Origin of the sequence: Streptomyces sp. NPDC028722 (genome assembly GCF_040637655.1) — a bacterium.
In the GTDB taxonomy this organism is placed as follows: Bacteria; Actinomycetota; Actinomycetes; order Streptomycetales; family Streptomycetaceae; genus Streptomyces.
The window spans coordinates 34,631-61,465 of the sequence record NZ_JBEZWU010000017.1 but is presented as its reverse complement, the minus strand read 5'-3'; the positions used below and the strand labels follow the sequence as shown (position 1 = coordinate 61,465).

General features: G+C 72.1%; 21 protein-coding genes and 1 pseudogene. 9 read left to right on the top strand and 13 right to left on the bottom strand.

Annotated elements, in window-relative coordinates; genetic code table 11:
• Nucleotides 1-107: 107 nt before the first annotated feature.
• The 3 genes from AB0F03_RS24345 to bldG form a co-directional block, all read right to left on the bottom strand.
• Nucleotides 108-2,513 (bottom strand): sodium-translocating pyrophosphatase, encoded by a 2,406-nt coding sequence (locus AB0F03_RS24345; RefSeq protein WP_361995491.1) that lies wholly within the window; start codon nt 2,511-2,513, stop codon nt 108-110.
• Nucleotides 2,514-2,857: 344 nt separating this feature from the next.
• Nucleotides 2,858-3,292: an ATP-binding protein gene (locus tag AB0F03_RS24340; protein WP_361995489.1), complete on the bottom strand. Its 435-nt coding sequence runs from the start codon at nt 3,290-3,292 to the stop codon at nt 2,858-2,860.
• Between the two features lie 447 nt (nt 3,293-3,739).
• Nucleotides 3,740-4,081: an anti-sigma factor antagonist BldG gene (gene bldG / locus AB0F03_RS24335; RefSeq protein ID WP_121787637.1), complete on the bottom strand. Its 342-nt coding sequence runs from the start codon at nt 4,079-4,081 to the stop codon at nt 3,740-3,742.
• Between the two features lie 81 nt (nt 4,082-4,162).
• Here bldG and AB0F03_RS24330 point away from each other — a divergent pair, with 81 nt between their 5' ends.
• Entirely contained in the window at nt 4,163-6,652 is a 2,490-nt protein-coding gene (locus AB0F03_RS24330) for a DEAD/DEAH box helicase (protein WP_361995487.1), read from the top strand.
• A gap of 497 nt (nt 6,653-7,149) precedes the next feature.
• On the opposite strand, the pseudogene AB0F03_RS24325 reads toward AB0F03_RS24330, so the two are convergent.
• From AB0F03_RS24325 to ssd, 7 genes and pseudogenes are all read right to left on the bottom strand, one after another.
• Nucleotides 7,150-7,473 (bottom strand): annotated as a pseudogene (locus AB0F03_RS24325) (Rv3654c family TadE-like protein); the annotation flags it as partial.
• Between the two features lie 164 nt (nt 7,474-7,637).
• Complete coding sequence (locus AB0F03_RS24320) at nt 7,638-7,976, bottom strand: TadE family type IV pilus minor pilin (RefSeq protein WP_361995485.1); 339 nt, start codon at nt 7,974-7,976, stop codon at nt 7,638-7,640.
• Between the two features lie 22 nt (nt 7,977-7,998).
• Entirely contained in the window at nt 7,999-8,199 is a 201-nt protein-coding gene (locus tag AB0F03_RS24315) for a DUF4244 domain-containing protein (protein ID WP_121787640.1), read from the bottom strand.
• Nucleotides 8,200-8,284: 85 nt separating this feature from the next.
• Nucleotides 8,285-9,064, bottom strand: a complete 780-nt coding sequence (locus AB0F03_RS24310) for a type II secretion system F family protein (protein WP_361995483.1) — start codon at nt 9,062-9,064, stop codon at nt 8,285-8,287.
• A gap of 152 nt (nt 9,065-9,216) precedes the next feature.
• Nucleotides 9,217-10,059: a type II secretion system F family protein gene (locus AB0F03_RS24305; protein WP_361995689.1), complete on the bottom strand. Its 843-nt coding sequence runs from the start codon at nt 10,057-10,059 to the stop codon at nt 9,217-9,219.
• A 23-nt stretch (nt 10,060-10,082) separates the two neighbouring features.
• Entirely contained in the window at nt 10,083-11,282 is a 1,200-nt protein-coding gene (locus AB0F03_RS24300) for a TadA family conjugal transfer-associated ATPase (protein ID WP_361995481.1), read from the bottom strand.
• The gene (gene ssd / locus AB0F03_RS24295; RefSeq protein ID WP_361995480.1) at nt 11,279-12,385 is read right to left on the bottom strand and encodes a septum site-determining protein Ssd; all 1,107 of its coding nucleotides are present in this window, start codon (nt 12,383-12,385) and stop codon (nt 11,279-11,281) included. The genes AB0F03_RS24300 and ssd overlap by 4 nt, the downstream gene beginning before the upstream one ends.
• Before the next feature lie 589 nt (nt 12,386-12,974).
• On the opposite strand from ssd, the gene AB0F03_RS24290 reads away from it, so the two are divergent.
• Nucleotides 12,975-13,805, top strand: a complete 831-nt coding sequence (locus tag AB0F03_RS24290; protein ID WP_361995478.1) for an HAD-IB family hydrolase — start codon at nt 12,975-12,977, stop codon at nt 13,803-13,805.
• A gap of 332 nt (nt 13,806-14,137) precedes the next feature.
• Here AB0F03_RS24290 and AB0F03_RS24285 read toward each other — a convergent pair whose 3' ends face one another.
• Nucleotides 14,138-14,962: an oxidoreductase gene (locus tag AB0F03_RS24285; RefSeq protein ID WP_361995476.1), complete on the bottom strand. Its 825-nt coding sequence runs from the start codon at nt 14,960-14,962 to the stop codon at nt 14,138-14,140.
• 101 nt (nt 14,963-15,063) lie between these two features.
• On the opposite strand from AB0F03_RS24285, the gene AB0F03_RS24280 reads away from it, so the two are divergent.
• Nucleotides 15,064-16,044: an ATP-binding protein gene (locus AB0F03_RS24280; protein WP_361995474.1), complete on the top strand. Its 981-nt coding sequence runs from the start codon at nt 15,064-15,066 to the stop codon at nt 16,042-16,044.
• Nucleotides 16,045-16,048: 4 nt separating this feature from the next.
• On the opposite strand, the gene AB0F03_RS24275 is transcribed toward AB0F03_RS24280, so the two are convergent.
• Entirely contained in the window at nt 16,049-17,314 is a 1,266-nt protein-coding gene (locus AB0F03_RS24275; RefSeq protein WP_361995472.1) for a hypothetical protein, read from the bottom strand.
• A 338-nt stretch (nt 17,315-17,652) separates the two neighbouring features.
• Between AB0F03_RS24275 and AB0F03_RS24270 the strand changes: the two genes are divergently transcribed.
• The 6 genes from AB0F03_RS24270 to AB0F03_RS24245 all read left to right on the top strand — a co-directional run bounded on the left by AB0F03_RS24270 (nt 17,653) and on the right by AB0F03_RS24245 (nt 25,591).
• On the top strand, nt 17,653-20,007 hold the full coding sequence (locus AB0F03_RS24270; RefSeq protein ID WP_361995471.1) for a SulP family inorganic anion transporter: 2,355 nt from the start codon (nt 17,653-17,655) through the stop codon (nt 20,005-20,007).
• Nucleotides 20,008-20,099: 92 nt separating this feature from the next.
• Complete coding sequence (acs, locus tag AB0F03_RS24265) at nt 20,100-22,055, top strand: acetate--CoA ligase (RefSeq protein ID WP_361995469.1); 1,956 nt, start codon at nt 20,100-20,102, stop codon at nt 22,053-22,055.
• A 192-nt stretch (nt 22,056-22,247) separates the two neighbouring features.
• Entirely contained in the window at nt 22,248-23,693 is a 1,446-nt protein-coding gene (gene nhaA / locus AB0F03_RS24260) for a Na+/H+ antiporter NhaA (protein WP_361995467.1), read from the top strand.
• A 149-nt stretch (nt 23,694-23,842) separates the two neighbouring features.
• A complete protein-coding gene (locus AB0F03_RS24255) occupies nt 23,843-24,331 on the top strand; it encodes a phage holin family protein (RefSeq protein ID WP_361995465.1) in 489 nt (162 codons plus the stop codon).
• Nucleotides 24,328-25,251, top strand: coding sequence for an alpha/beta hydrolase (locus AB0F03_RS24250; RefSeq protein WP_361995464.1), 924 nt, complete (start codon nt 24,328-24,330; stop codon nt 25,249-25,251). Before AB0F03_RS24255 ends, AB0F03_RS24250 begins: the two co-directional genes overlap by 4 nt.
• A 160-nt stretch (nt 25,252-25,411) precedes the next feature.
• Nucleotides 25,412-25,591, top strand: coding sequence for a hypothetical protein (locus tag AB0F03_RS24245; protein ID WP_356821438.1), 180 nt, complete (start codon nt 25,412-25,414; stop codon nt 25,589-25,591).
• Nucleotides 25,592-25,606: 15 nt separating this feature from the next.
• On the opposite strand, the gene AB0F03_RS24240 is transcribed toward AB0F03_RS24245, so the two are convergent.
• Entirely contained in the window at nt 25,607-26,806 is a 1,200-nt protein-coding gene (locus AB0F03_RS24240; protein WP_361995461.1) for a MarP family serine protease, read from the bottom strand.
• Nucleotides 26,807-26,835 lie beyond the last annotated feature (29 nt).

The following is a 26,835-nucleotide window of genomic DNA, read 5'->3' as shown; positions in this document are numbered from 1 at the left end:
CCGGAGGAGGCGGCCGGCAACGCGTACGCGGGCGCACAGGAAAGCGGGCGGGCGGCGCGTCAGTACGCGCCGCCCGCCCGCCCGTTGACCGGGGCTTGCCCGCAGGGCTACGAAACCACCGCCGCGTCCGGTGAGTTGGTGGCCCGCCCGGTGTCCTCCTCGTCGCCGACGGCGATCCCGCGGCGCTTGGAGATGTACACCGCGACGACGATCACCAGCAGCGCGAGGACCGCGACCCCGATCCGCACGCCCAGGTTCCTGTCGTCACCGTAGGAGAACCTGATCACCGCCGGTGCGATGAGCAGCGACACCAGGTTCATGACCTTCAGCAGGGGGTTGATCGCCGGTCCGGCGGTGTCCTTGAAGGGGTCGCCGACCGTGTCGCCGATCACCGTGGCCGCGTGGGCGTCGCTGCCCTTGCCGCCGTGGTGGCCGTCCTCCACCAGTTTCTTGGCGTTGTCCCAGGCGCCGCCGGAGTTGGCGAGGAACACCGCCATCAGCGTGCCCGCGCCGATCGCGCCGGCGAGGTAGGAGCCGAGCGCCCCGACACCGAGCGTGAACCCGATGAAGATCGGCGCCATGACGGCGAGCAGACCGGGTGTGGCCAGCTCCCGCAGCGCGTCCTTGGTACAGATGTCGACGACCCGTCCGTACTCGGGTTTCTCGGTGTAGTCCATGATCCCGGGGTGCTCGCGGAACTGCCGCCGTACCTCGAACACCACCGAACCCGCCGACCGCGACACCGCGTTGATGGCCAGTCCGGAGAAGAGGAAGACGACCGCGGCGCCCGCGATGAGGCCGACGAGGTTGTTGGGCTGGGAGATGTCCATCGACAGGGTCAGCGGCGAGCCCGGACCGCTGAGCGTCGCGCCGACGTCCCGCACGTTGGTGGTGATCGCGTCACGGTACGACCCGAACAGCGCCGACGCGGCGAGGACGGCGGTGGCGATGGCGATGCCCTTGGTGATGGCCTTGGTGGTGTTGCCGACCGCGTCCAGGTTGGTGAGCACCTGCGCGCCCGCGCCCTGGACGTCACCGGACATCTCGGCGATGCCCTGCGCGTTGTCGGAGACCGGCCCGAACGTGTCCATGGCGACGATCACGCCGACCGTGGTGAGCAGTCCGGTGCCGGCCAGCGCCACCGCGAACAGCGCCAGCATGATCGACGTACCGCCGAGCAGGAACGCACCGTACACACTGAGGCCGATGAGCAGCGCGGTGTAGACGGCCGATTCCAGGCCCAGCGAGATACCGGACAGGATGACGGTGGCCGGCCCGGTGAGGGAAGTCTTGCCGATGTCCCGCACCGGGCGGCGGTTGGTTTCGGTGAAGTAGCCGGTCAGCTGCTGGATGACGGCGGCGAGCAGGATGCCGATGGCCACGGCGATCAGCGCGAGGATCCGTGGATCGCCGCTCTTGCCCCTGATCGCCGCGTCGGTGACGCCGTCCAGGTCGGCGTATCTCCCCGGCAGGTAGACGAAGACGGCGACCGCGACCAGCACGAGCGAGATCACCGCGGAGATGAAGAAGCCCCGGTTGATCGCCGTCATGCCGCTGCGGTCGGCGCGCCGCGGGGCGACCGCGAAGATGCCGACCATCGCCGTGAGCACCCCGATGGCCGGCACGAGCAGCGGGAAGGCCAGGCCGGAGTCGCCGAAGGCGGCCTTGCCGAGGATCAGCGCGGCCACCAGGGTGACGGCGTACGACTCGAACAGGTCGGCCGCCATGCCCGCGCAGTCGCCGACGTTGTCGCCCACGTTGTCGGCGATGGTCGCGGCATTGCGCGGATCGTCCTCCGGAATGCCCTGCTCGACCTTGCCGACCAGGTCGGCGCCGACGTCGGCGGCCTTGGTGAAGATGCCGCCGCCCACACGCATGAACATCGCGATCAGGGCGGCGCCGAGGCCGAAGCCCTCCAGCACCTTCGGCGCGTCGGCCGCGTACACCAGCACCACACAGGAGGCGCCCAGCAGGCCGAGGCCCACCGTGAACATGCCGACGACGCCGCCCGTGCGAAATGCGATCTTCATCGCGGTGTGCGAGACGGTGGTGAGATCCTTTTCCGGTTCCCCTTCCGCCGGGGTGGCTTCCCGGGCCGCCGCGGCGACCCGCACATTGCTGCGTACGGCGAGCCACATGCCGATATAGCCCGTGGTCGCCGAGAAAACCGCTCCGATCAGGAAGAACACCGAGCGTCCGGCCCGCTGATTCCAGTCGTCCGCGGGCAGCAGCATGAGCAGGAAGAAGACGACGACGGCGAATACGCCGAGCGTGCGCAACTGCCGGGCAAGATACGCCTTGGCACCTTCCTGGACCGCCTCGGCGATCCGTTTCATGCTGTCGGTGCCCTCGCCCGCCGCCAGCACCTGGCGCACCAGGATCCCTGCGACCGCCAGCGCGGCCAGGGCGACCGCCGCGATGACGGCCACGAGGATCCGGTTGTCGTCGGTCAGGACCGCAGCCGCGAGGGATGTCGGGTGACCCAACTGATGTGAGGTGGAAAGCCCCGCCATTCGTCCTCCTTGACGCTTGGGCTGAGCTCAAGATGTGGACGGATTGTAGGTACCCCCGAGTGAACTAGACAGGGGACGGTAAACGGAATCAGCCTCTTGCACCCTCAACAATGATCGAGCCCACGACCGATGGCACGTCGTGGTGGTCCGAAAGAGGTAATGGCTTGAACGCATTGACAGCTCGACGAGCGCTTGATCAAATCATCCGGCCATTGATCGTGAATTTCTTCACGCATTCCGGGCGGTGCCGGAAAAACGACAAGGGCCCTGCTCAGCAGGGCCCTTCTGAGGAGTGTGCGCCAGCTCGGAGGAGCACGGTGGCCGGCGGCGTGGTCGGCGTCGGCTCAGAGGAGCACGGTGGCCGGCGGCGTGGTCGGCCAGGTCATCCGGATCAGGCCGCCGTTGTGCCCGGTGGAGACCTCCACGTCGTCGACGAGGCCGCTGATGACCGCGAGGCCCATCTCGTCCTCCTCGACATCCGCGTCGCCGTCCGGCGTGTCGCCGGGCGTGTCGCCGCCTGGCACGGCGTGCGGGGCTTCGTCGCCGACCTCGATGGAGAACTGTTTCTCGTCCTCGATCAGGGCCACCTTCACCGGTGCCGTGACGCCACTGTTCTGATGCAGCCCGACGGCGCGGGAGCACGCCTCGCCTACGGCGAGCCGGACCTCGTCCAGGACGGCCTCGTCCACTCCGGCCCTGCGCGCCACCGCTGCCGCCACCAGCCGGGCGGTCCGGACGTGCTCGGGCAGCGCGCTGAAGCGGAGTTCGACGGTGGCCATACATCCCCCTCGCGACGACGGGCGTGCGGTGGGGGGCGGGACCGCCCGGGGCCCGCACCCCCTGGTGTACTTCTGTGCGCCGGACCGTTTCACCGGCCCGGAAACCGGACGGCTCATGACCCGGAGCCGGACGTGTCACAGGACGCGACACAGCCCGGAGCCCGACGGTCATGACCCTGGGCCGACGGGTCACGGCCCCGGGCCGGAAACCGGAACCACGACGCTGACCCGGACGGGTCACAGCCCGCGACCCGGGACGGGTCGCAGCCCGCCGACCGGGACGGATCGCAACCCGTGATCCGGGGCGGGACAGGACCGACGACCGGGACGGGTCACGGCCCGGAGAACCGGACCGCTCACCGGCCGGCCGCGGACAGGTCACGGCTCGGACGGGACCGGCCGACGGCAGACCCCGGCAGGGGTCCGGCGCCGACGGCCGGCCCGACTTCAGTCGGTGGCCGACACCGCTTCATCGACCGAGGTGTGAATCGGGAACACCTTGGTGAGGCCGGTGATACGGAAGATCTTCAGAATGCGCTCCTGGTTGCAGACCAGGCGCAGCGAGCCCTCATGGGCCCTTACCCGCTTCAGGCCGCCGACCAGCACGCCGAGCCCGGTGGAGTCGAGGAAGTCCACGCCCTCCATGTCGACGACGAGGTGGAAATTCCCGTCGTTCACCAGCTCGACCAACTGCTCGCGCAGCTTGGGCGCGGTATATACGTCGATTTCGCCACCGACCTCGACGACCGTACGATCGCCGACGGTACGGGTCGACAGGGACAGGTCCACGGATCCTCCAGCACCTTGCTATCGAGCGCTCGCCCCTCGGGCATCTCGGCTTGCGGCCCCCGGGGCGTTTCGCCAGCCGCGATGGCATTCAATCACTTACCGGCAGGCGTGCACGACGCCTTGGCTCCATTGTCCGTCACTCCAGTGACACACTCGGTGCCGATGGCCAAGAATCACCGATCCGATCAGTCCCCGGCGACTCCGGCTTCCGGCCTGTCTCCGGGCACGGTCCTGGACCGGCTCGCCTCCGGGCCGAACCGGTCTGCGCGCATCACTCATACGGAGCACTTGCCCCCGCGTGCGGGCCGCCATGCCGTCTGGCCTGACCGGATTCGGTCCGAGGTGATCGCGGCCGTCCAGGCGTGCGGCATCGAGCACCCCTGGGCGCACCAGGCACTGGCCGCCGAGCACGCCCTGGACGGTGAGTCGGTGGTCGTCGCCACCGGCACCGCCTCCGGCAAGTCCCTCGCCTACCTCGTCCCGGTCCTGTCCAGCCTTCTGGACGGCGCCGAAGCCACGAACGGCCGCGGCGCCACCGCGCTGTACCTGGCCCCCACCAAGGCCCTCGCGGCCGACCAGTGCCGGGCGGTGAAGGAACTTTCACAACCTCTCGGCACGGCCGTACGCCCAGCCGTGTACGACGGCGACACACCGTTCGAGGAACGCGAGTGGATCCGCCAGTACGGCAACTACGTCCTCACCAACCCGGACATGCTGCACCGCGGCATACTCCCGTCCCACCCGCGCTGGTCCTCCTTCCTGAAGTCGCTCAGGTACGTCGTCATCGACGAGTGCCACACCTACCGGGGCGTCTTCGGCTCGCACGTCGCCCAGGTGCTGCGCCGCCTGCGCCGCCTGTGCGCCCGCTACGGCTCCTCCCCCGTGTTCCTGCTGGCCTCGGCGACCTCCGCCGAACCCGCTGTCGCCGCCCGCCGGCTGACCGGCCTGCCGGTGGTGGAGGTCGCCGACGACGCCTCCCCTCGCGGCGAGCTGGTCTTCGCCCTCTGGGAGCCCCCGCTCACCGACCTGCACGGCGAGAAGGGTGCACCCGTACGGCGTACCGCCACCGCGGAGACCGCCGACCTGCTGAGCGACCTCACGGTGCAGGGCGTGCGCTCGGTGGCCTTCGTACGGTCCCGGCGCGGCGCCGAGCTGATCTCGGTGATCGCCCAGGAGAAACTGGCCGACGTCGACCGCTCCCTGGTCCGGCGTGTCGCGGCCTACCGCGGCGGTTACCTGCCCGAGGAGCGCCGTGCCCTGGAGCGCGCCCTGCACTCCGGCGAACTCCTCGGCCTCGCCGCCACGACGGCCCTGGAGCTGGGCGTGGACGTCTCCGGCCTGGACGCGGTCGTGATCGCCGGCTATCCGGGGACACGGGCGTCCCTGTGGCAGCAGGCGGGCCGCGCGGGCCGCTCCGGTCAGGGCGCCCTCGCGATCCTCGTCGCCCGCGACGACCCGCTGGACACGTTCCTCGTCCACCATCCCGAGGCCCTGTTCCACCAACCCGTGGAATCCACCGTCCTCGACCCCGACAACCCCTACGTCCTCGCCCCGCACCTGTGCGCCGCCGCCGCGGAACTGCCGTTGACCGAGGACGACCTGGAGCTCTTCGGCCCCGCCTGCGCGGATGTGCTCCCGCAGCTGGAGGCCGCGAAGCTGCTCCGCCGGCGGACCAGCGCCTGGCACTGGACCCGCCGGGAGCGGGCCGCCGACCTGACCGACATCCGCGGCACCGGCGGCCGTCCGGTGCAGATCGTCGAGGCCGGTACGGGCCGCCTGCTGGGGACGGTCGACGCGAACGCCGCGCACTCCACGGTCCACGCGGGCGCCGTCCACCTGCATCAGGGCCGCACCTATCTGGTCCGCTCCCTCGACCTGGAGGACTCCGTCGCCCTCGTCGAGCAGGCCGACCCGCCGTACTCGACGGTCGCCCGCGACACCACGTCGATCTCCATCCTGGAGACGGACACCGAGGTGCCGTGGGGCACCGGCCGCCTGTGCTACGGCTCCGTCGAGGTCACCAACCAGGTGGTTTCCTACCTCCGCAGACGCCTCATCACCGGTGAAGTGCTCGGTGAGACCAAACTCGACCTCCCTCCTCGTACGCTGCGCACCCGCGCGGTGTGGTGGACGGTCACCGAGGACCAGCTCGACGAGGCCCGGATCATCCCGGAGATCCTCGGCGGCTCCCTGCACGCCGCCGAACACGCCTCGATCGGCATGCTGCCCCTCTTCGCGACCTGCGACCGCTGGGACATCGGCGGCGTCTCGGTCCCCCTGCACCCCGACACGCTGCTCCCGACGGTCTTCGTCTACGACGGCCACCCCGGTGGCGCGGGCTTCGCCGAGCGCGCCTTCCACACCGCACGCGCCTGGCTCGCCGCCACCCGCGAGGCCATCGCCTCCTGCGAGTGCGAGGCCGGCTGCCCGTCCTGCATCCAGTCCCCCAAGTGCGGCAACGGCAACGACCCCCTGCACAAGAGGGGCGCGGTACGCCTGCTCACGGTCCTCCTGCGGGGAGCGCCGGAGGAGCAGCCGGAACAGACCCGACCGAGCGAAGAGGCCGGCTGAGCCAACCAGGAGGATTCCGGGCCAGCTGGGCAGAGAGCCGCTGGGGCAGGCAGACCGGTTGAGCCAACGGGGTTCCGGGGCGGCTGGTGCAGAGCCGATCCGCTGCACGCGGACCGGTCGAGCCACCAGGGGATCGCGGGCCGGCGGGGGCGGCAGGTTGACGGGGTCACGCGGACCGGTTGGGCCAACAGGGGCCCGGGGCCGGCTGGGCGGCGCGCCGACGGGCGATGTGGTGCTCGCCGCCCGGGGCTGCCCGGACGGGCCCCAGTGGCTCAGCGGCCGACCCGCTCCGCACGGCCCGGCGCCGAGACCTGGGGCCCGGCCGGGGCGGCGGGTGACGACGCCTGGCGCGCGCCCCGGCCGGCAGGCGGCGGAGGCCGGAACCCGCCCGGCACCGGCACGGCAGACAGCTCGGCCTGTCGTCCGTTCGCCTCGGCAGGCGACACGCCGTGGGGCTCGTCCGGCACGTCAGGGGACTCGGGGGCCGCCGGCCCCACCGGTCCCGCCGGTCCGGCCCTCGCTCTGACCTCCGCTGTGAACGGCCCGCTTCCGGATGCCACCGACACGTCCGACGTCTCACCCAGGATCACGCACCGCACCAGCCGTACCCCCTGGGCCGCCGTCACCCGTTCGGCCCGGCCGCAGGCCGCCGCGCCACCCTCGGCCCAGTGGTCCGCCGCCGCGAGCGCCGCCAGGTCCGCGCCGCCGGCCGCCCGGTGCCGGACGACGACGGCATGCCCGAGTGCGAGGACCCCGCCGAACACCGCCAACAGCACGGCGATCGCCCCCAGACTCCAGACGGTGGCGGAACCCCGGTCGGACTCCCGGCACCGGTCAGGCCTTCCACGCCCACCGCCCCACGCCTTCTCAAGGTGTCTGCGACCCTGCTGCTTCGTCCGCTCCTCGACCCGCGGCGCGGGCGTCACCGCCCACCCCATGACGGCCCGCCGCCGGCCGTCGGCGCACCCCTGCCCGCCCCGGTGTCTCATGGCCCCGCCTCCCCCGCTCCCACCGTGTCCTCGACGAGTGCCACGGCCTCCTCCCGCACCTCGAAGGGCAGCCCGTTCAGCCCCGGTGGCTCGGCCACCACCGTCACGCGGACCCGTTCGCCCTCGTGTGCCACGGTCACCCGTGCTCCTCTCGGCGCCGCCTCCCGGGTCACCGTCACCACCCCGTCGGCCGGATCCTGCCGGGCGGCGGCCCGGGCGCCCGTACGGGCGGCGTCCACGCACTGGATCTGGGCCGCCACGACGAGCAGCCCCCAGACCAGCGCCATCGTGAACGCCACCAGCACGGACAGCACCACGGCCGCCTCCGCGGTCACGAATCCCCGGTCCCCGCCTCGCTCACATTCGCGCACTGAGGGCCTTCTTCACGATGCCCTGTAGCTCCGCCCGGACCTGGCCGCTGGTGACGACCTCGTACAGCAGCAATGCGAACCCGACGGCCGCGATGATGCCCATCGCGTACTCGGACGTCACCATTCCGGTGTCCTGCCGGCACGCCCTGCGCACCCGGACCGCTGCTTTCCTGATCTTCCTGTTCATCTCGACCCCCGTGAAGGTTCCGGTCTGTCCGTCGCCGTTCCCGGCACTTACCTGACATGTGTGTGCTGGCCCGCTCTCGTGCGCCTCATCTCCCTCTCATCACCCCGCCCGCCAGTCCGATCACGACGGGAAGTACGCCGATGGCGATGAAGGCGGGCAGGAAACACAGGCCGACCGGCGCGGAGATCAGTACGGCGGCCCGGCGTGCCCGGGCCGTCGCGGTGCGGGCCCAGTCCGCCCGTGCGTCCGAGGCGAGGCGGGCGACGGGGGCGGCCGCGGGGAGCCCGGTCTCGTCGGCCCGTTCCAGCAGCCGTGCCAGGGCACCGGCGCCGGGCAGCGCGGCCAGGCTGCGCCAGGCATCGGCCGGTTCACCACCGAGCCGTACCTCCGCCGCGCCCCGCGCCAGTGCTTGCCCGACGGGCCCGCCGAGGGCCTCGCCGACCGCCTGGGCGGCGATCACCGGACCGGCGCCGGCCGCGATGCAGGCGGCCAGCAGGTCGGCGGCGAGCGGAAGCCGGCGTGCGGCCCCGGCGGTGTCGGCCACCTCGTCCCGCCCGGTTGCGGCCTGGCGGTCCCGCCACCGCCACAGGACCACACCCAGACCGAGCCCCAGCAGGATCCCGGCGACTCCGCCGACCAGCACCCACACCCCGCACGCCGCACCGGCCGGCGGCAGCCATCGGCGTACGGCCCCCGGGATCGCGAACGATGCTCCGGCTACAGGCGCTTCGAAGCCCAGCAACTCGACCACCCGGCGTCGCGCCAGGCGCCGCCGCCGCGCCAACTCGAGTCTCCGGACCCCCCAGCCGAGCGCCAGCACCCCGGCCACAGCCATCCCCAGCCTGTGGACGACTTCCCCGCTCATACCGCCCGCCCTCTCCCCGTCCTTCGCACCATGTCCCGCATCACGACCACCTCGGACACCACCCCGCCCGCCGCCCGGCCCACCGACAGCCCCTTACCGCGGCCATGGCCACCCACCGGCCCAACCCGGCCTCCACCACCCGCCCAGCCCCCTCACACCGCCTCAGCGCCCCGCACGATCCGCGTCGCCCACCACATCCCGGCCGCCTCGAACACCGCCCCCACCGCCAGACAGCCGAGGCCGGCGCCGCTGTGCAGCAGGACCCGGAGCGGGTCCGCTCCCATGGCCGCGCCGAGCAGCAGGCCGAGGGCGGGCAGGGCGGCGAGCAGCACCGTGGTGGCCCGGGCGCCCGCCAACTGGGCGCGCAGGTCGGCACGCTGGTCGCGTTCGGCGCGCAGGGCACCGTCCAGCCGGTCCAGGCCGCCGGCGAGTCCGGCACCCTGGTCGACGGCCACCCGCCAGCACGCCGCGAGTCCGAGCAGGCCCTCGGCGCCCGGCTGCCGGGCCGCCGCGGTGAGGGCGTCGGGTACGTCCCCGCCGAACCGGGCCGCCGCGACCACGGCCGCCTGCGCGTCACCGAGTCCGTGGAATTCCCGCGCGGCCCGCAGCAGCGCCTCGCCCGGCTGCCGCCCCGCCCGTACCTCCCCGGCGAGCGCCCCGCACAAGGCGATCACCGCATCCGCCCGTCGCTCGCGGGTACGCCGGGCCTGCCGGGCCAGCCGCAGCCGGCGCAGCACCGGTACCCCGGCCGCCCCCGCGACGGCCGGAAGGACCGAGGCACCCAGCAGGCCGATCGCCAGCCCGGCCAGGAGTGCCCACCACTCGGGCCCCCACCGCGCGCGCATCCGCCGCAGTTCCGCGAGCGCCTGCTCCCAGGCGGGCGGCCCGGTCGCCACCACCCGGCCACCGGCGAACAGCAGTCGTGCCCGCCGCATCCCGTAATGCCGTCCGCCGAACAGCCAGGTCATCGCGCCGAGACAGAGCAGCGCCCCCATCGTCGTCCCACCAGTCACCTCGGTCACCTCTCTCGCTCGTCCCCGAACTCGTCCGCCGCACCGAGCAGTTGCCGCAGCTGCTCCCACCCCCGCTCCCGTACGAAGGCCCGCTCGCCCCACCGCAGGGCGGGCACCGTCCGCACCAGCCCGGTGCTGTCCCGGTCCAGCACATGCACCTCGGCGATCCGGCGCCGTCCGGACCTGTCCCGTGCGAGGTGCACCACCACGGAGAGGGCCGCCGCCAACTGGCTGTGCAGGGCGGCCCGGTCCAGGCCGGCGGCCGTGGCCAGCGCCTCCAGCCGGGCCGGTACGTCCGTCGCGGTGTTGGCGTGGACCGTGCCGCAGCCGCCGTCATGTCCCGTGTTGAGAGCCGCGAGCAGATGTACGACCTCGGCCCCGCGCACCTCGCCGACGACCAGCCGGTCCGGCCGCATCCGCAGCGCCTGCCGCACGAGGTCCTCCAGGGTGACGAGGCCGGCGCCCTCCTGGTTGGCGGGCCGGGTCTCCAGCCGGACGACGTGCGGGTGGTCCGGTTTCAGCTCGGCCGAGTCCTCGGCGAGCACGATCCGCTCACCCGGTCCGACCAGGCCCAGCAGGGCACTGAGCAGGGTCGTCTTGCCGCTCCCGGTGCCACCGCTGACGAGGAAGGACAGCCGGGCCGCGAGCAGCGCCCTGAGGATCCGGTCGCCGCCGGGCGGCACCGTGCCGGCCGTGACGAGTTCCTCGACCGTGAAGGCCCGCGGCCGCACCACCCGCAGGGCCAGGCAGGTGCAGCCGACGGCGACCGGGGGCAGCACCGCGTGCAGCCGGGTCCCGTCGGGCAGCCGGGCGTCCGCCCACGGCCGCGCGTCGTCCAGCCGGCGTCCGGCCACGGCTGCCAGCCGCTGCGCGAGGCGTCGTACCGCCGCCGCGTCGGGGAAGGCCACCGGGGTCAGTTCCAGGCCGCCGCCGCGGTCCACCCACACCCGGTCCGGGGCGGAGACCAGGACGTCGGTGACGTCCGGGTCGGCGAGCAGCGGCTCCAGGGGGCCGGTGCCCACGAGTTCGGATCTCAGCTGCTCGGCCGCGCCGAGGACTTCCGCGTCGCCGAGCACCCGGCCCTGTTCACGCAGGGCCTGGGCCACGCGCGCGGGGGTGGGTTCGGCGCCGCTTTCTGCGAGCCGGCGGCGGACGCCGTCGAGGAGGGCCGTCCCGTCGGTCCGTTCCAGTCGGGGGAGGCTCATCGGGCGCCTCCCGCCTCGACCAGAGCGCGCTCCCAGAAGTCCACACAGAACCGGGCGAGCGGGCCGCGTACGGTGGCGCCCGGGGGTTTCGCGCCGCCCTGCGGCCGCAGCAGCGCCGGTTCGACGGGCACCTCGCCGGCCAGCGGCAGGCCGAGCAGCCGGGCCACTTCTTGGTCGTCCAGACCGGGTGCGTACGGCCCGCGGACGGCCACCCGCAGGTCCCGTACGACCATCCCGACAGCGGAGGCGACCCGGCCGGCGGCGGCGACCGCGCGCAGTTCGGCGGGGACGACGAGCACGGCGACATCGAGCTGTGCCAGGGCTTCGGCGACCCCGTCGTCCAGGCGGCGGGGCAGGTCGACCACGACGGTGCCGCCGCGCCGCCGGGCGGCGGCCAGCACCGCGCGCACCGCCTGGGGCGGCACGGCGACGCAGTCACCGCGGTCCCAGCTGAGCACCCGCAGGGAGTGCAGCTCGGGCAGCGACTCCTCCAGGGCGCCACCGCCGACGCGTCCCCGGGAGGCCGCGAAGGCGGGCCAGCGCAGCCCTTCCACGCTCTCGCCGCCGAGGAGCACGTCGAGTCCGCCGCCGAGCGGATCGGCGTCCACGAGGAGGGTGCGCAGCCCCTCACGGGCGGAGGTGACGGCGAGCGCGCAGGCGAGGGTGGAGGCCCCGGCGCCGCCCCGGCCGCCGATCACTCCGACGGTGAGGGCGGGACGGCCGATGCCCTCGGCCACGTCGGCGATACGGTCGACCAGCCACTGCTCGCCGTCGGGGAGCATCAGAACGTGGTCCGCGCCGATCTGGACGGCTCGTTTCCAGACCCCCGAGTCGTCCTGGTCCCGGCCGACGAGCACCACCCCGGGCCGGCGCGCGGCCCCGCGCACCCGGCGGGCGGCGTCGTCACCGACCAGCACGAGCGGTGCCGATTCCCAGTCGTCACCGGATTCCGGTACGCCGTGGTGGACCTCGGGTGTGGCGCCTGCTGCCGCGCACAGGCGCAGCAGGTCGTCCAGCAGGGCGGCGTCCTCGGTGACGATGAGCGGCCGTCCGGGCCGCTCTCCGGTGCCGGGTGGCGGGTCGTGGGTGACGGTTCCGGTCACGGTGTTCCCCCTTCGCTGCGCGGGCCGCGCAGCCCCGTGCCACGCGATTCCCAAAGGTGCGGAGAACCGGCAAGCGGCCTCCCTATGAACGGCCGATAGGAGCCGGCCGTGCGCGCTCGGACAATCGGAACCGGCCAGGAACTCGCCGCGGCCGGAGCGCGCTGCAATCACGGTGCAGCGATCCGCGAAATGGTGGGGATCTTGGTCCAAAACTGTGGACAACGCGGACCCTGTGAATATCTGCGTCACCCATACCGGTGACCACTGTGCTGATCCGCGTGCGGTTTCCACAGCGCAGCGCGACGATTACCCGGCGTGAGCAATCATGGGCGCAGACAGAGCGCGGATACGGCGGCGGGAGGCCGGCCGTACGACCGCGGAAGGAAAGGGAAGGACGGGCAAAATGCGTCCGGACATGCGACGACCCCCGCCGGGGGGGAGAGCGGGGGTCGTCCCCACGGCCGACTCGGGGGGGAGGAGCCGGACCGGGTTAGCACGGTCGCGAACGATCCGTGACTTCCATGGTGTACCCGAGAGGCCTCTCAGGCAAACCCACGCGCCTCACCCTTACGCCGAATGGTGGGCGCCTATGCTCAGGGGCGTGGAAAACCACTCCTTGCCCCGCGCAGCAGCCTTCTTCGACCTGGACAAGACGGTCATTGCGAAGTCGAGCACGCTCACCTTCAGCAAGTCCTTCTACCAAGGCGGGCTGATCAACCGCCGGGCCGCGTTGCGTACCGCATATGCCCAGTTCGTCTTCCTGGCCGGCGGCCTGGACCACGACCAGATGGAGCGGATGCGCGAGTATCTGTCCGCGCTGTGCCGCGGCTGGAACGTCCAGCAGGTACGCGAGATCGTCGCCGAGACCCTGCACGAGCTGATCGACCCGATCATCTACGACGAGGCCGCCTCCCTCATCGAGGAGCACCACACGGCCGGCCGTGACGTGGTGATCGTGTCCACCTCGGGTGCCGAGGTGGTCGAGCCGATCGGCGAACTGCTGGGCGCGGACCGCGTGGTCGCGACCCGCATGGTCGTCGGCGAGGACGGCTGTTTCACCGGGGAGGTGGAGTACTACGCCTACGGCCCCACCAAGGCCGCGGCCATCAAGGAGCTGGCCGCGTCCGAGGGCTACGACCTCGACCGCTGCTACGCCTACAGCGATTCGGCGACCGACCTGCCGATGCTCCGCACGGTCGGGCACCCGCACGCCGTGAACCCGGACCGCGCACTGCGCCGTGAGGCACTCGCGCACGGCTGGCCGGTCCTGGAGTTCCGCCGCCCGGTCCCGCTCAAGAAGCGGCTGCCGGCGCTGTCCGTCCCGCCGCGCCCGGCACTGGTCGCGGCGGCGGCCGTGGCAGCGGCAGGGGCGACCGCGGGCCTCGTCTGGTACGCCAGCAGGCGCCGCGGCACCACCTGACCGACGCCCGATACGCCCCTGTTTGATACAGAAAATAAATAAGTGCGGCCAGAGGTTCCGCTCTGTCCCGGCTTGCAGTACAAAGGAGTCAAGGCCCGCGAGACCAGAGGACATCCGAGAGGATCCCCTACCACTACGCACTTGGCCCTACGGACCTTGCATGAACACCGCGCACCCACGCGACGTCGACCCGTCGATTACGGGCCAGCCGCACCAGGCGAGGGCAAAGTCCCCGGCCTGATGGGCATTTTTCGAGGACGCTTGGTAACCCGGTGAGCATGCCAGCGGCGGTACGAGAATTCGTACCGCCGCAACCCTTGTCCGGGGACGTTTCAGGCCGCGCCGCGTTGCAGCGCCTCGCACACCGCCGTCGACTCGCGGACCCCCAGCTCGACCGCCCGGCCGCAGTGGGCGATCCAGGCCGCCATGCCCTCGGGGGTGCCGGAGACGTACCCGTCCAGGGCGGCCAGGTAGGAGGCGCGGCCCAGTTCGGCGTGGCCGACCTCGGCCGGGCAGACCGCCTTCGGGTCCAGGCCGCTACCGATCAGCACGAGCCGCTCGGCCGCGCGCGCGACCAGGCCGTTGTGGGACACGAAGGGACGCAGTGCGAGCAGTTCGCCGTGCACCACGGCGGCCGTCACCAGGGCGGGTGCGGAGCTGCCGGCGATGATCAGGTCCGCGAGCCCCTCCAGCCGGCCCGACACCTCGGCGGCGTCCGGCAGCGGCAGTTCGACCAGCGGTTCGCCCACCGGCTCACCCGCCTGGCGCGGCCGGCCGACCTCGTCGCCACCGCTCGCAGCGGCCACCAGGTGCAGCCGGGCCAGCACCCGCAGCGGCGACTGACGCCAGACGGACAGCAGCTGTCCCGCCTCGGCGGTGAGCCGCAGGGCCGCTCCCACGACACGCGCCTCGGCGTCGGCACTGAAGTCGGTACGCCGCCGCACCTCCTCAAGGGCCCAGTCGGCGCCGGACAGCGCCGCCGAGCCGCGCGAGCCGCGCAGGGCCGCCTCGGAGGTGATCGCGTTGCTGCGGCGCCGCATGACCCGGTGCCCGTAGACCCGGTCCACGGCTTTGCGCACGGACTCCACGGACTCGGCCACGCCGGGCAGTGCGCCCAGGGCCGCGAGCGGATCGGCGGTCGCGCCTGTCGTACTCATGAGTACGACAGTACGCACCCCACCGGCCGACCCCACGAAGGAGTGGTCTTCTTCACGTCCACCTGACACGCAGGGCTAGTGCACGACTACGCTTGGTGAACATGAAAATTGCTTTCGTCGGGAAGGGCGGGAGCGGCAAGACCACTCTCTCTTCCCTCTTCGTCCGCCATCTCGTGGCCGCCGGCGCTCCGGTGGTCGCCATCGACGCGGACATCAATCAGCACCTCGGGCCGGCGCTCGGCCTCGACGAGCAGGAGGCGGCGGCGCTGCCCGCCATGGGCGAGCGGCTGTCGCTGATCAAGAACCATCTGCGCGGCGCCAACCCGCGCATCGCCTCCGCCGCGACGATGATCAAGACGACGCCGCCCGGCGAGGGTTCGCGGCTGGTGCGGGTCGCGGATCCGAACCCGATCTACGACGCCTGCGCGCGTCCGGTGGAACTCGACGGCGGTGCCGTCCGTCTGATGGTCACGGGTCCCTTCACGGACGCCGACCTGGGGGTCGCCTGCTACCACTCCAAGACGGGAGCGGTGGAGCTGTATCTGAACCACCTCGTCGACGGCCCCGACGAGTACGTGGTGGTCGACATGACGGCCGGCTCCGACTCCTTCGCCTCCGGCATGTTCACCCGCTTCGACATGACGTTCCTCGTCGCCGAGCCGACCCGGAAGGGCGTCTCCGTCTACCGCCAGTACAAGGAGTACGCCCGCGACTTCGGCGTGGCCCTGAAAGTCGTGGGCAACAAGATCCAGGAACAGGACGACATCGACTTCCTGCGCGCGGAGGTCGGTGACGACCTGCTCGTGACGGTCGGACGCTCGGACTGGGTGCGCGCCATGGAGAAGGGCCGCCCGCCCCGCTTCGATCTCCTGGAAGAGGCCAACGCCCGCGCCCTGCACACCCTGCGGACCGCCGCGGACGCCACCTACGAGCACCGCGACTGGGAGCGCTACACCCGGCAGATGGTGCACTTCCATCTGAAGAACGCCGAGTCGTGGGGCAACGAGCGCACCGGGGCCGACCTGGCGGCGCAGGTCGACCCCGGGTTCGTGCTCGGCGAAGGGGTGGCGACGCCCGCCTGAGGCGCTACGACCCGTCCGCCGGCGCCCCGGGCACGCCCTTGGGCGCCGGGGCGGGGCGGCCGGACAGCAGGGACGCCCAGCCCTGCCGGGGAGCCTCCCCCACACTCAGGGTGCGCAGGCGCGCGAGGGTCTGCGGGTCCTGGGCGTCCAGCCAGTCGGCCAACTGGTGGAAGGAGACACAGCGCACGTCGGGCTTGTTGCAGACCTCCTTCACCACGTCCTCGACGGCACGCATATAGGTGCCGCCGTTCCAGGACTCGAAGTGGTTGCCGATGATCAGGGGAGCGCGGTTGCCGTCGTAGGCCCGGTAGAAGCCCTTGAGGAGGCCGTCGCGCATCTGGTCGCCCCAGTAGTCGAACTTGTCCGGGTCGCCCTGGGTCTGGGTGCCGGACTGGTTGACCATGAAGTTGTAGTCCATGGTCAACTGCTCATAGGTGTGGCCCGGGAAGGGCACGAGCTGCATCGACAGATCCCACAGGCCCTGCTTCTTCTTGGGCCATACCTGGTTGTCGACCCCGCTGGAGTCGTAGCGGAAGCCCAGCTGACGGGCGGCCTTCATGAAGTTCTTCTGCCCTTCCAGGCAGGGGGTCCGGGCGCCGATCAGCTCCTTGTCGTAGTCGAAGGGCAGCGGGGCCGCCCGCCTCATGCCGGTGTTGGACTTCCAGGACTTCACGAAGTCCTTGGCCTGGGCGATCTCGCTCTTCCACTCCTCCACCGACCAGGTGCCGACACCGCCGTCGGGGCCGCAGAAGTGGCCGTTGAAGTGGGTCCCGATCTCGTTGCCCTCCAGCCAGGCCAGGCGTACCTGCCTGAGGGTGTCGCTGATGCCCTGCTCGTCGTTGAATCCGATGTCGGAGCGGCCGGACGCGTGCTGCGGCGGCTTGTACAGGTCGCGCTTCTCCTCCGGCAGCATGTACACGCCGCTGAGGAAGTACGTCATGGTCGCGTGGTTCTCCTTGGCGACCTTGCGGAAGTGCGAGAACAGCTTCTGGCTGTCCTCGCCCGCGCCGTCCCAGGAGAACACGACGAACTGCGGAGGCTTCTGACCGGGCTTCAGCCGTTCGGGGCTGGGCAGATACGGCTGGGCACCGGTGTACGCGGTGGATCCGTCGCCGATCAGCCGGAGCACGCTCTTGGGCGCGGGCGCCCCCTTCTGCGGGCCGGGCGCCCCTTCCTTCGTGCCGTCGGAGCCGGTCGCACAACCGGCGAGCGACGCCGCACAGGCCGCGGCGGCCACGGCGCCGACGGCGATCCTCTGGGTGGCGGCCATGTTCCGCCCACCTTCTTCCTTCTCTCAGGCAAACGCTGACGAGGGCCTTTTGTGCTGGTATGCCGGGCTTGTACCGGCAGCGGCGCCAAGGTCCCACGAGGCCGAGAAGGAATTAATACGACAAGCCGATGAAATGACCACTTCACCCTGACGCGCGATGCGCTACGCCATTTGCCCCAGAAAACTATGCCTCGCCTTTACGTGGCATTACGCTTCTTTTACCGACATAGCTCCATCCCGCCGCCGCACGCCGTGACCCACGGCCGCGACCGAGCCCCGCCCATCGCCGCGGGGTCCCATCCAGTCCGCGACCGCGCCGCCCCGGAGGAGACGGGAACATGCCGACCTGCGCACCCCCGAACATCCAGCACCCTCACCCACCGCACGGTCCCGCGCCGAAGCGCCGCCGTTCCACCGTCGAGGGCGCCGACCTGTCCGCGGCCGTCGCGGTCTTCCTGATCGCCCTGCCCCTCTCCCTCGGCATCGCCCTGGCCACCGGAGCCCCGCTCCAGGCCGGCCTCGTCGCCGCCGCGGTCGGCGGAGTCGTCGCCGGACGGCTCGGCGGCTGCCCGCTACAGGTGAGCGGTCCCGCCGCCGGACTCACCGTGGTCACCGCCGACTTGATCCACCACTACGGCTGGCGGGCGACCTGCGGGATCACGGTCCTCGCCGGGCTCGCCCAAGTCGGCCTCGGCTGCCTGCGGGTGGCGCGCGGGGCGCTCGCGGTCAGTCCGGCCGTGGTGCACGGGATGCTCGCCGGCATCGGCATCACCATCGCCGTCGCCCAGCTGCACATCGTGCTCGGCGGCACCCCGGACAGCTCCGTGCTCGCCAACCTGCGGGCGCTGCCCGCCCAGTTGGCCGGTCTGCATCCGGCCGCCGCGGCGATGAGCGTGCTCACCCTGGCTCTGCTGCTGGCCTGGCCGCGCCTGCCCGGCCGGGCCGGCCGTCTGCTGCGTAAGGTGCCGGCCGCCCTCGTCGCCGTCTCCGGTGCCGGCGCGACCGCCGCCCTCACCGGCCTGTCCCTGCCCCGGGTCGACCTGCCGTCCTGGCGCAGCCACGCCCTGGCCGGGCTGCCCGAAGGACCGGTGTCCGGCGTCGTCGCCGCCGTGCTCACCACCACTCTCGTGTGCAGCGTGCAGTCGCTGCTCGGCGCGGTGGCCGTGGACAAGATGGTCGCCGCCCGCCCCGGCCCCCACACCCGGCCCGGCCGCTCCGACCTGGACCGGGAACTGCTGGGCCAGGGGGCGGCGAACCTGATCTCCGGGGCGCTCGGCGGACTGCCCGTCGCGGGGGTGGCGGTGCGCAGCACCGCGAATGTGAAAGCGGGCGCCGTCAGCCGGAACTCCACGGTGCTGCACGGCGTTCTCGTAGTAGTCGCCGCGCTGCTGATGGTCCCGGTCCTGGAGGAGATCCCGCTCGCCTCCCTCGCCGCCCTGGTGATGGCCGTCGGCATCCAGATGGTGTCCCCGCACCACATCCGCACGGTGATCCGTCACCGCGAAGTGCCGGTCTACGCCGCGACCACACTCGGCGTGGTGGTCCTCGGTGTCCTGGAGGGCGTGTTCCTCGGGGTCGCCGTGGCGGTCGCCGTCGCCCTGCACCGCCTCGCCCGCACCCGCATCACCCACGAGGAGAAGGAAGGAGCCCATCACGTACGAGTCCGGGGCCAGTTGACCTTCCTCGCGGTGCCGCGGCTCAGCAGAACCCTGCACCTCGTGCCCCAGGGCGCCCACGCCGTCGTGGAGCTGGACGGTTCGTTCATGGACCACGCGGCGTACGAGTCACTCCAGGACTGGCGCGGTACTCACACCGCCCGTGGCGGTACGGCCGAGCTGGCAGGACGGCGCGGCGGGAGCCGGACCGCCGGGCAGGTCCCGGCAGCCGGGTGCCGGTGCCACCCGTGGACGCCCTGGCGCAACCACCGCTCCTGCTTCACCGGGCCCGCCGCCGCCCCGGCGGGACCGGGGGCCGGCCGGGGCGGCGGGGAACTGGCCCGTGGCATCAGCTCGTTCCAGCGGAACACCGCGCCGCTGGTGCGGGAGGAGCTGGCGCGGCTCGCCCGGGAGGGCCAGCGGCCCTCCCAGCTCTTCCTGGCCTGTGCCGACTCCCGGCTCGTCACGTCGATGATCACCGCCAGTGGTCCCGGTGACCTGTTCGTGGTCCGCAACGTAGGCAATCTGGTGCCGCCGCCCGGCGAGGGGCACGGGGACGACTCGGTGGCCGCCGCCATCGAGTACGCGGTGGACGTGCTCGGGGTGCGCTCCATCACGGTGTGCGGGCACTCCGGGTGCGGGGCGATGCAGGCACTGCTCTCCGCCGGCGCCGGCCAGGGGCTCGGCCCGCTGCACCGGTGGCTGCGGCACGGGCTGCCCAGCCTCGCGCGGACGGCCGGGGACCACCGCGGCCGGCCGGGACCGGCGGGGCGCGTCCCCGCGGACGCGGTGGAGCGGCTGTGCCTGGCCAACGTGGTCCAGCAGCTGGTGCACCTGCGGGCGCACGAGCCGGTCGCCCGGGCGCTGGCCAGGGGCGCGCTGGAACTGCACGGGATGTACTTCCACGTGGGCGAGGCACAGGCGTACCTGCTCACGGAGTCGGAGGGGGAGGTGGTCTTCGAGGAGGTCGAGGGCGGAATCGAGGGAGGTGAGGCGGCGCGCGGGCCGATGTGGGCGCCAACCACCGGACAGGTCTAAACCAATTTTGCCGTCGACCCTTGTCATCGGCCCCCCACGTCTGATGAGCTGTGGCCTGGGACACAACGGACACCCTTGGAAAGGGAGATGTCGTGAGCAACGAAAGCCTGGCCAACCTGCTCAAGGAAGAACGCAGGTTCGCGCCGCCCGCCGACCTGGCAGCGCAAGCCAACGTCACCGCGGAGGCGTACGAACAGGCCAAGGCTGACAGGCTCGGCTTCTGGGCCGAGCAGGCCCGCCGGCTGACCTGGGCCAAGGAACCGACCGAGACGCTGGACTGGTCGAACCCGCCGTTCGCCAAGTGGTTCGAGGACGGCGAGCTGAACGTCGCGTACAACTGCGTGGACCGGCATGTGGAGGCCGGGCACGGGGACCGTGTCGCGATCCATTTCGAGGGTGAGCCCGGCGACAGCCGCGCGATCACCTACGCCGAGCTGAAGGACGAGGTCTCCAGGGCCGCCAACGCCCTGCTGGAACTGGGCGTCCGCAAGGGCGACCGGGTCGCCGTCTACATGCCGATGATCCCCGAGGCCGCGATCGCGATGCTGGCCTCGGCCCGGATCGGCGCCGCCCACTCGGTCGTCTTCGGCGGCTTCTCGGCGGACGCGCTCGCCACCCGGATCCAGGACGCGGACGCCAAGGTCGTCATCACCAGTGACGGCGGCTACCGGCGCGGCAAGCCGTCCGCGCTCAAGCCGGCCGTGGACGAGGCGGTCCAGAAGGCGGGGAACGTCGAGCACGTGCTCGTGGTCCGCCGTACCGGGCAGGACGTGGCCTGGAACGGCGAGCGGGACGTGTGGTGGCACGAACTGGTCGGGCGGCAGTCCGACCAGCACACCCCGGAGGCGTTCGAGGCGGAGCACCCGCTGTTCATCCTCTACACCTCCGGTACGACGGGGAAGCCGAAGGGCATCCTGCACACCTCCGGCGGCTACCTCACCCAGGCGGCCTACACCCACTGGGCCGTGTTCGACCTCAAGCCGGAGACGGACGTGTACTGGTGCACGGCCGACGTCGGCTGGGTCACCGGGCACTCGTACATCGTCTACGGCCCGCTGGCCAACGGCGCGACGCAGGTGATGTACGAGGGCACGCCGGACACCCCGCACCAGGGCCGGTTCTGGGAGATCGTGCAGAAGTACAAGGTCACGATCCTCTACACGGCGCCGACCGCGATCCGGACGTTCATGAAGTGGGGCGACGACATCCCCGCCAAGTTCGACCTGTCCTCCCTGCGCGTCCTGGGCTCGGTCGGCGAGCCCATCAACCCGGAGGCCTGGATCTGGTACCGCAAGCACATCGGTGCCGACCGGACGCCCGTCGTGGACACCTGGTGGCAGACCGAGACCGGCGCGATGATGATCTCGCCGCTGCCGGGCGTCACCGCCACCAAGCCCGGTTCCGCGCAGCGCGCGCTGCCCGGCATCAGCGCCACGGTCGTGGACGACGAGGCGAACGAGGTGCCCGACGGCGGCGGCGGCTACCTGGTGCTGACCGAGCCGTGGCCGGCGATGCTCCGCACCATCTGGGGTGACGACCAGCGGTTCCTCGACACCTACTGGTCCCGCTTCGAGGGCAGGTACTTCGCCGGGGACGGCGCGAAGAAGGACGGCGACGGGGACATCTGGCTGCTCGGCCGGGTGGACGACGTCATGCTCGTGTCGGGCCACAACATCTCCACCACCGAGGTGGAGTCGGCGCTGGTCTCGCACCCGTCGGTCGCCGAGGCGGCCGTCGTCGGTGCCGCGGACGAGACCACCGGCCAGGCGATCGTCGCCTTCGTGATCCTGCGCGGCACGGCGTCGGAGGACGAGGCGCTCGTCCGTGCGCTGCGCGACCACGTCGGCGCCACGCTCGGCCCGATCGCCAAGCCGAAGCGGATCCTGCCGGTGGCGGAGCTGCCCAAGACCCGCTCGGGCAAGATCATGCGCCGTCTGCTGCGCGATGTGGCCGAGAACCGCGAGCTCGGCGACGTCACCACGCTGACGGACTCCACGGTCATGGACTTCATCCAGGCCAAGCTGCCGGCCGCGCCGAACGAGGACTGACCCGTACGGCCTCACGGCGGTGGGAAGGGGCGCCCGGTGCGACCACCGGGCGCCCCTTCCCGTCCGCCCCACGGGCCCCCGGAGTCACAGTCGGGTAAAATTGCAGCTCGGGTGTGCCGGGAAGTCTGGTCGGCAGGGCCGTCGGCGATCCCGCGACGGCCGTACTTCGCCGTACCGACTCGGAGGTCTGTCGTGACCGCGCCGCCCCATCCCCCGAACACACCCCGCAAGGCTCTCGGCCGCCTGTCCCTGCCCGAGCGGAACTTCGTGGCTCAGGCGCTGCGCACCGAGACCACCGGCGGTGTCCTGCTGCTCCTCGCCGCGATCGCGGCGCTGGCCTGGGCGAACATCCCCGCCCTGCGCCACAGCTACGACACCGTGAGCGACTTCCACTTCGGCCCCGGCGCCCTCGGCCTGCACCTCTCCGTCGCCCACTGGGCCGCCGACGGCCTGCTCGCGGTGTTCTTCTTCGTCGCCGGCATCGAACTCAAGCGTGAACTCGTCGCCGGAGACCTGCGCGATCCCAGGGCGGCCGTGCTGCCCGTCGTGGCCGCGCTGTGCGGGATGGCCGTACCCGCGCTCGTCTACACCCTGACCAGCCTCAGCGGCGGCGGCACCGCCCAGGGCTGGGCGGTGCCCACCGCCACCGACATCGCCTTCGCACTCGCCGTGCTGGCGGTCATCGGCACCTCGCTGCCCAGCGCCCTGCGCGCCTTCCTGCTCACCCTCGCGGTCGTCGACGACCTGTGCGCGATCCTGATCATCGCGGTCTTCTTCACCGACCGGTTGAACTTCGCCGCGCTCGGCGGGGCCGCCGCCGGCCTCGTGGTGTTCTGGCTGCTGCTGCGCAAGGGGGTACGCGGCTGGTACGTGTACGTACCGCTCGCGCTCGTCAACTGGGCGCTGATGTACAACAGCGGCGTGCACGCCACCATCGCCGGCGTGGCGATGGGCCTGATGCTGCGCTGCACCACCCGCGAGGGTGAGCGGCACTCGCCGGGCCAGCACATCGAGCACCTGGTGCGACCCCTGTCGGCCGGACTCGCCGTGCCACTGTTCGCGCTGTTCAGCGCCGGGGTGCCGGTGTCCGGCGGGGCCCTGCGGGACGTGTTCACCCGGCCGGAGACGCTCGGGGTCGTACTCGGCCTGGTCGTCGGTAAGACGGTCGGCATCTTCGGAGGCACCTGGCTGACCGTCCGCTTCACCCGGGCCCGGCTCGGCGAGGACCTCCGATGGGCCGACGTCTTCGCGGTGGCGTCCCTCGCCGGGATCGGCTTCACCGTCTCGCTGCTCATCGGCGAGCTGGCCTTCGGCGGCGACGCGGCACTGACGGCCGAGGCGAAGGCGGCCGTCCTCACCGGATCGCTGATCGCGGCGGCGTGGGCGACGGTGCTGCTGAAGATGCGCAACGCCCGCTACCGCGGGCTGTGCGAGGAAGAGGACCGCGACGAGGACCTCGACGGCATCCCGGACGTCTACGAGCAGGACGACCCGGCGTACCACCTGCGGATGGCCGAGATCCACGAGCGCAAGGCCGCCGAGCACCGGCGCCTGGCCGCCGAGCGGGCGGCCGAGGCGCGCCACGGGCTTGCGGAAGTACCGGGTGGGGCAGGCGAGGAGGGCGACCGTCCGGCATGATCTGACGAGACGGTACAAAACAAGACGGCCCACCGAGCACGGCGGCCGGCCGGCCACCCGGACACGTACGGCCGCACCCGGCCGTGCGAGCGCGACGGCCACCGGACACAGCCCGCTTGCGGCACGAGAGACCTTCAAGGGAGAACGCGATGAGCGCACCCGACGGCAGCCCGGTCGGCGCCGAACGCAGCATCGGCCAGTTGTTCGCCTCGGCGACGACCGAGATGTCCGCGCTGGTGCACGACGAGATCGCACTGGCCAAGGCCCAGCTGAAGCAGGACGTGAAGCGTGGCGCGGTCAGCGGCGGCGCCTTCTCGGTGGCGGGCGCGGTGCTGCTGTTCTCCCTGCCGATGCTCAACTTCGCCCTGGCGTACGGCATCCGCACCTGGAGCCACTGGAACCTGGCGATCTGCTTCGTGCTGTCCTTCGCGGCCAACGTGCTGGTCGCCGGCCTCCTCGCCCTGATCGGCGTGGTGTTCGCGAAGAAGGCCAAGAAGGGCCAGGGCCCGCAGAAGGCGGCCGCCTCGATGAAGGAGACGGCCGGCGTCCTCCAGAACGCCAAGCCGCACCCGCGCCCCGAACTGCCCGAGGACCGGGGGCCCGCGGCCATCGAGGCTGTGGCACGCTCGTCGTCATGACGGACCCCGCCGCCCCCTCGGCCGTACGGATCGAAGGTCCCTGGACGCACAGGGACGTCGCCGCGAACGGTGCGCGTTTCCACATCGCCGAACTCGGCGACGGCCCCCTGGTGCTGCTCCTGCACGGCTTCCCGCAGTTCTGGTGGACGTGGCGGCACCAGCTGACCGCGCTCGCCGACGCGGGCTACCGGGCGGTGGCGATGGACCTGCGGGGCGTCGGCGGCAGCGACCGCACGCCCCGCGGGTACGACCCCGCCAATCTGGCCCTCGACGTCACCGGAGTGATCCGCTCGCTCGGCGAACCGGACGCCGCGCTGGTCGGCCACGACCTCGGCGGATACCTGGCGTGGACGGCGGCGGCCATGCGGCCCAAGCTCGTCCGGCGCCTCGCCGTGGTGTCCATGCCGCACCCGCGGCGCTGGCGCGCGGCGATGCTCCGGGACGCCCGGCAGACGGCTGCCGGCTCCTACATCTGGGGGTTCCAGCGGCCGTGGATCCCCGAACGTCAACTCACCGCCGACAGTGGCGCCCTGACGGGCCGGCTGATCCGGGAGTGGTCCGGGCCGCGGCCGCCGGAGGACGCGGCCGTGGAGACCTACCAGCGGGCCATGTGCATCCCGTCCACCGCGCACTGCGCGATCGAGCCGTACCGCTGGCTGGTGCGCTCGCTGGCCCGCCCGGACGGCATGCAGTTCTACCGCCGGATGAAGCGGCCGGTGCGGGTACCGACCCTGCATCTGCACGGTTCGCTGGACCCGGTGGCCCGGACGCGCAGCGCGGCCGGTTCCGGTGAGTACGTCGAAGCCCCCTACCGCTGGCGGCTGTTCGACGGCCTCGGCCACTTCCCGCACGAGGAGGACCCGGCCGCCTTCTCGACCGAGCTGGTCAACTGGCTGAAGGACCCCGAACCCGACCGCTGAGGAGCCGGCGTCCGACCGGTGACCGCGCGGTGAAGAAACGATGCGCGGAGTATCCGGTTTCCTGAACACTTGTCCCCCGAACGGCTCATGCCCACCGCATAGGCCAATTGGGCGGCGCACAGGCGGTTATGGACCTTGGGGCGGGGGCACACGTCCGGGTATGGGCTGGACGCAGGACTACAGTGACGCACCCCGCACCCGCCGCTCGGCCACCGGCCTGAGCACGCCCCGGCGAGGCACCGCGCAGGTCGCGGAGGCGGACCTCCGAGTAGGCATTCCGCGCATCCTGCGCCGTCGGGCCCGCTGGGTCTCCGTGCGGCTGCGTCATCCGCGCGGCTGAGCGGCCGCCGCCCGCCTACAGGGCGCAGCTGTCCGTACCGACCTGCTCGTTCGCCGTGCGCCCCTGTCGGATGTCGGCCCGGATCTCGTCCGCCGTGAGGGCGTAGCCGGTGTCCGCGTCGTCGAGGGACTTGGCGAACACCACGCCGTACACCTTGCCGTCCGGCGTCAGCAGCGGGCCGCCGGAGTTGCCCTGGCGGACGGTCGCGTACAGCGAGTAGACGCCCCGGCGGACCGTGCCGCGGTGGTAGATGTCCGGGCCGTTGGCCGTGATGCGCCCGCGCACACGCGCGGCGCGCACGTCGTAGGCGCCGTTCTCCGGGAAGCCCGCGACGATCGCGCCGTCACCGCCGGAGGCGTCCCGCGCGGAGAACTTCAGCGCGGCCGTCCTCAGGTCCGGGACGTCGAGGACGGCGATGTCGCGCTTCCAGTCGTACAGGACGACCTTCGCGTCGTACGCGCGGCCCACACCGCCTATCTGCACGCTCGGCGCGTCCACGCCCCCGACGACGTGCGCGTTGGTCATCACCCGGCGGTCGGCGAACACGAAGCCGGTGCCCTCCAGGACCTTGCCGCAGCTCTGGGCCGTGCCGGTGACCTTGACGATGGAACGCTGGGCCGCACCGGCGACCGGGCTGCGCGCGAGGGCCGTGTCCGGGGGCTGTACGTCCTTGATCGGCTCGTTGGCGAACGGGCTGAAGACCTGCGGGAAGCCGTTCTGCGCGAGCACCGAGGAGAAGTCCGCGAACCAGGTGTCGGCCTGCGCCGGCAACGCCCGGGAGACGCCGAGGAGCACCTTGGAGCCGCGGACCTCCTTGCCGAGCGTCGGCAGGGTCGTACCGGCGAGCGCGGAGCCGATCAGCCAGGCGACCAGCAGCATGGCGACGACGTTCACCAGCGCGCCGCCGGTGGCGTCCAGGGCGCGCGCCGGTGACCAGGTGATCTGCCGGCGCAGCTTGTTGCCGAGGTGCGTGGTCAGCGCCTGGCCGACGGAGGCGCAGACGATGACGACGACCACGGCGACGACGGCCGCGGTCGTGCCGACGTCCCTCTTCTCGGTCACGGCGTCCCAGATCAGGGGCAGCGCGTACACCGCGACGAGGCCGCCGCCCAGGAAGCCGATCACCGACAGGATGCCGACGACGAAGCCCTGGCGGTAGCCCACCACCGCGAACCACACGGCCGCGACCAGCAACAGGATGTCCAGCACGTTCACCGCTTCAGGCCTCGCCTACTCACTCCGGT

Excerpts from the sequence above, each read along its gene's own strand:
- AB0F03_RS24345 (WP_361995491.1), bottom strand. The coding sequence starts at position 2,513 with ATGGCGGGGCTTTCCACCTCACATCAGTTGGGTCACCCGACATCCCTC.
- AB0F03_RS24340 (WP_361995489.1), bottom strand. The coding sequence starts at position 3,292 with ATGGCCACCGTCGAACTCCGCTTCAGCGCGCTGCCCGAGCACGTCCGG.
- AB0F03_RS24330 (WP_361995487.1), top strand. The coding sequence starts at position 4,163 with ATGGCATTCAATCACTTACCGGCAGGCGTGCACGACGCCTTGGCTCCA.
- AB0F03_RS24315 (WP_121787640.1), bottom strand. The coding sequence starts at position 8,199 with ATGAACAGGAAGATCAGGAAAGCAGCGGTCCGGGTGCGCAGGGCGTGC.
- AB0F03_RS24310 (WP_361995483.1), bottom strand. The coding sequence starts at position 9,064 with ATGAGCGGGGAAGTCGTCCACAGGCTGGGGATGGCTGTGGCCGGGGTG.
- AB0F03_RS24305 (WP_361995689.1), bottom strand. The coding sequence starts at position 10,059 with ATGGGGGCGCTGCTCTGTCTCGGCGCGATGACCTGGCTGTTCGGCGGA.
- AB0F03_RS24300 (WP_361995481.1), bottom strand. The coding sequence starts at position 11,282 with ATGAGCCTCCCCCGACTGGAACGGACCGACGGGACGGCCCTCCTCGAC.
- AB0F03_RS24290 (WP_361995478.1), top strand. The coding sequence starts at position 12,975 with ATGCTCAGGGGCGTGGAAAACCACTCCTTGCCCCGCGCAGCAGCCTTC.
- AB0F03_RS24285 (WP_361995476.1), bottom strand. The coding sequence starts at position 14,962 with ATGAGTACGACAGGCGCGACCGCCGATCCGCTCGCGGCCCTGGGCGCA.
- AB0F03_RS24280 (WP_361995474.1), top strand. The coding sequence starts at position 15,064 with ATGAAAATTGCTTTCGTCGGGAAGGGCGGGAGCGGCAAGACCACTCTC.
- AB0F03_RS24275 (WP_361995472.1), bottom strand. The coding sequence starts at position 17,314 with ATGGCCGCCACCCAGAGGATCGCCGTCGGCGCCGTGGCCGCCGCGGCC.
- AB0F03_RS24270 (WP_361995471.1), top strand. The coding sequence starts at position 17,653 with ATGCCGACCTGCGCACCCCCGAACATCCAGCACCCTCACCCACCGCAC.
- AB0F03_RS24255 (WP_361995465.1), top strand. The coding sequence starts at position 23,843 with ATGAGCGCACCCGACGGCAGCCCGGTCGGCGCCGAACGCAGCATCGGC.
- AB0F03_RS24250 (WP_361995464.1), top strand. The coding sequence starts at position 24,328 with ATGACGGACCCCGCCGCCCCCTCGGCCGTACGGATCGAAGGTCCCTGG.
- AB0F03_RS24245 (WP_356821438.1), top strand. The coding sequence starts at position 25,412 with ATGGGCTGGACGCAGGACTACAGTGACGCACCCCGCACCCGCCGCTCG.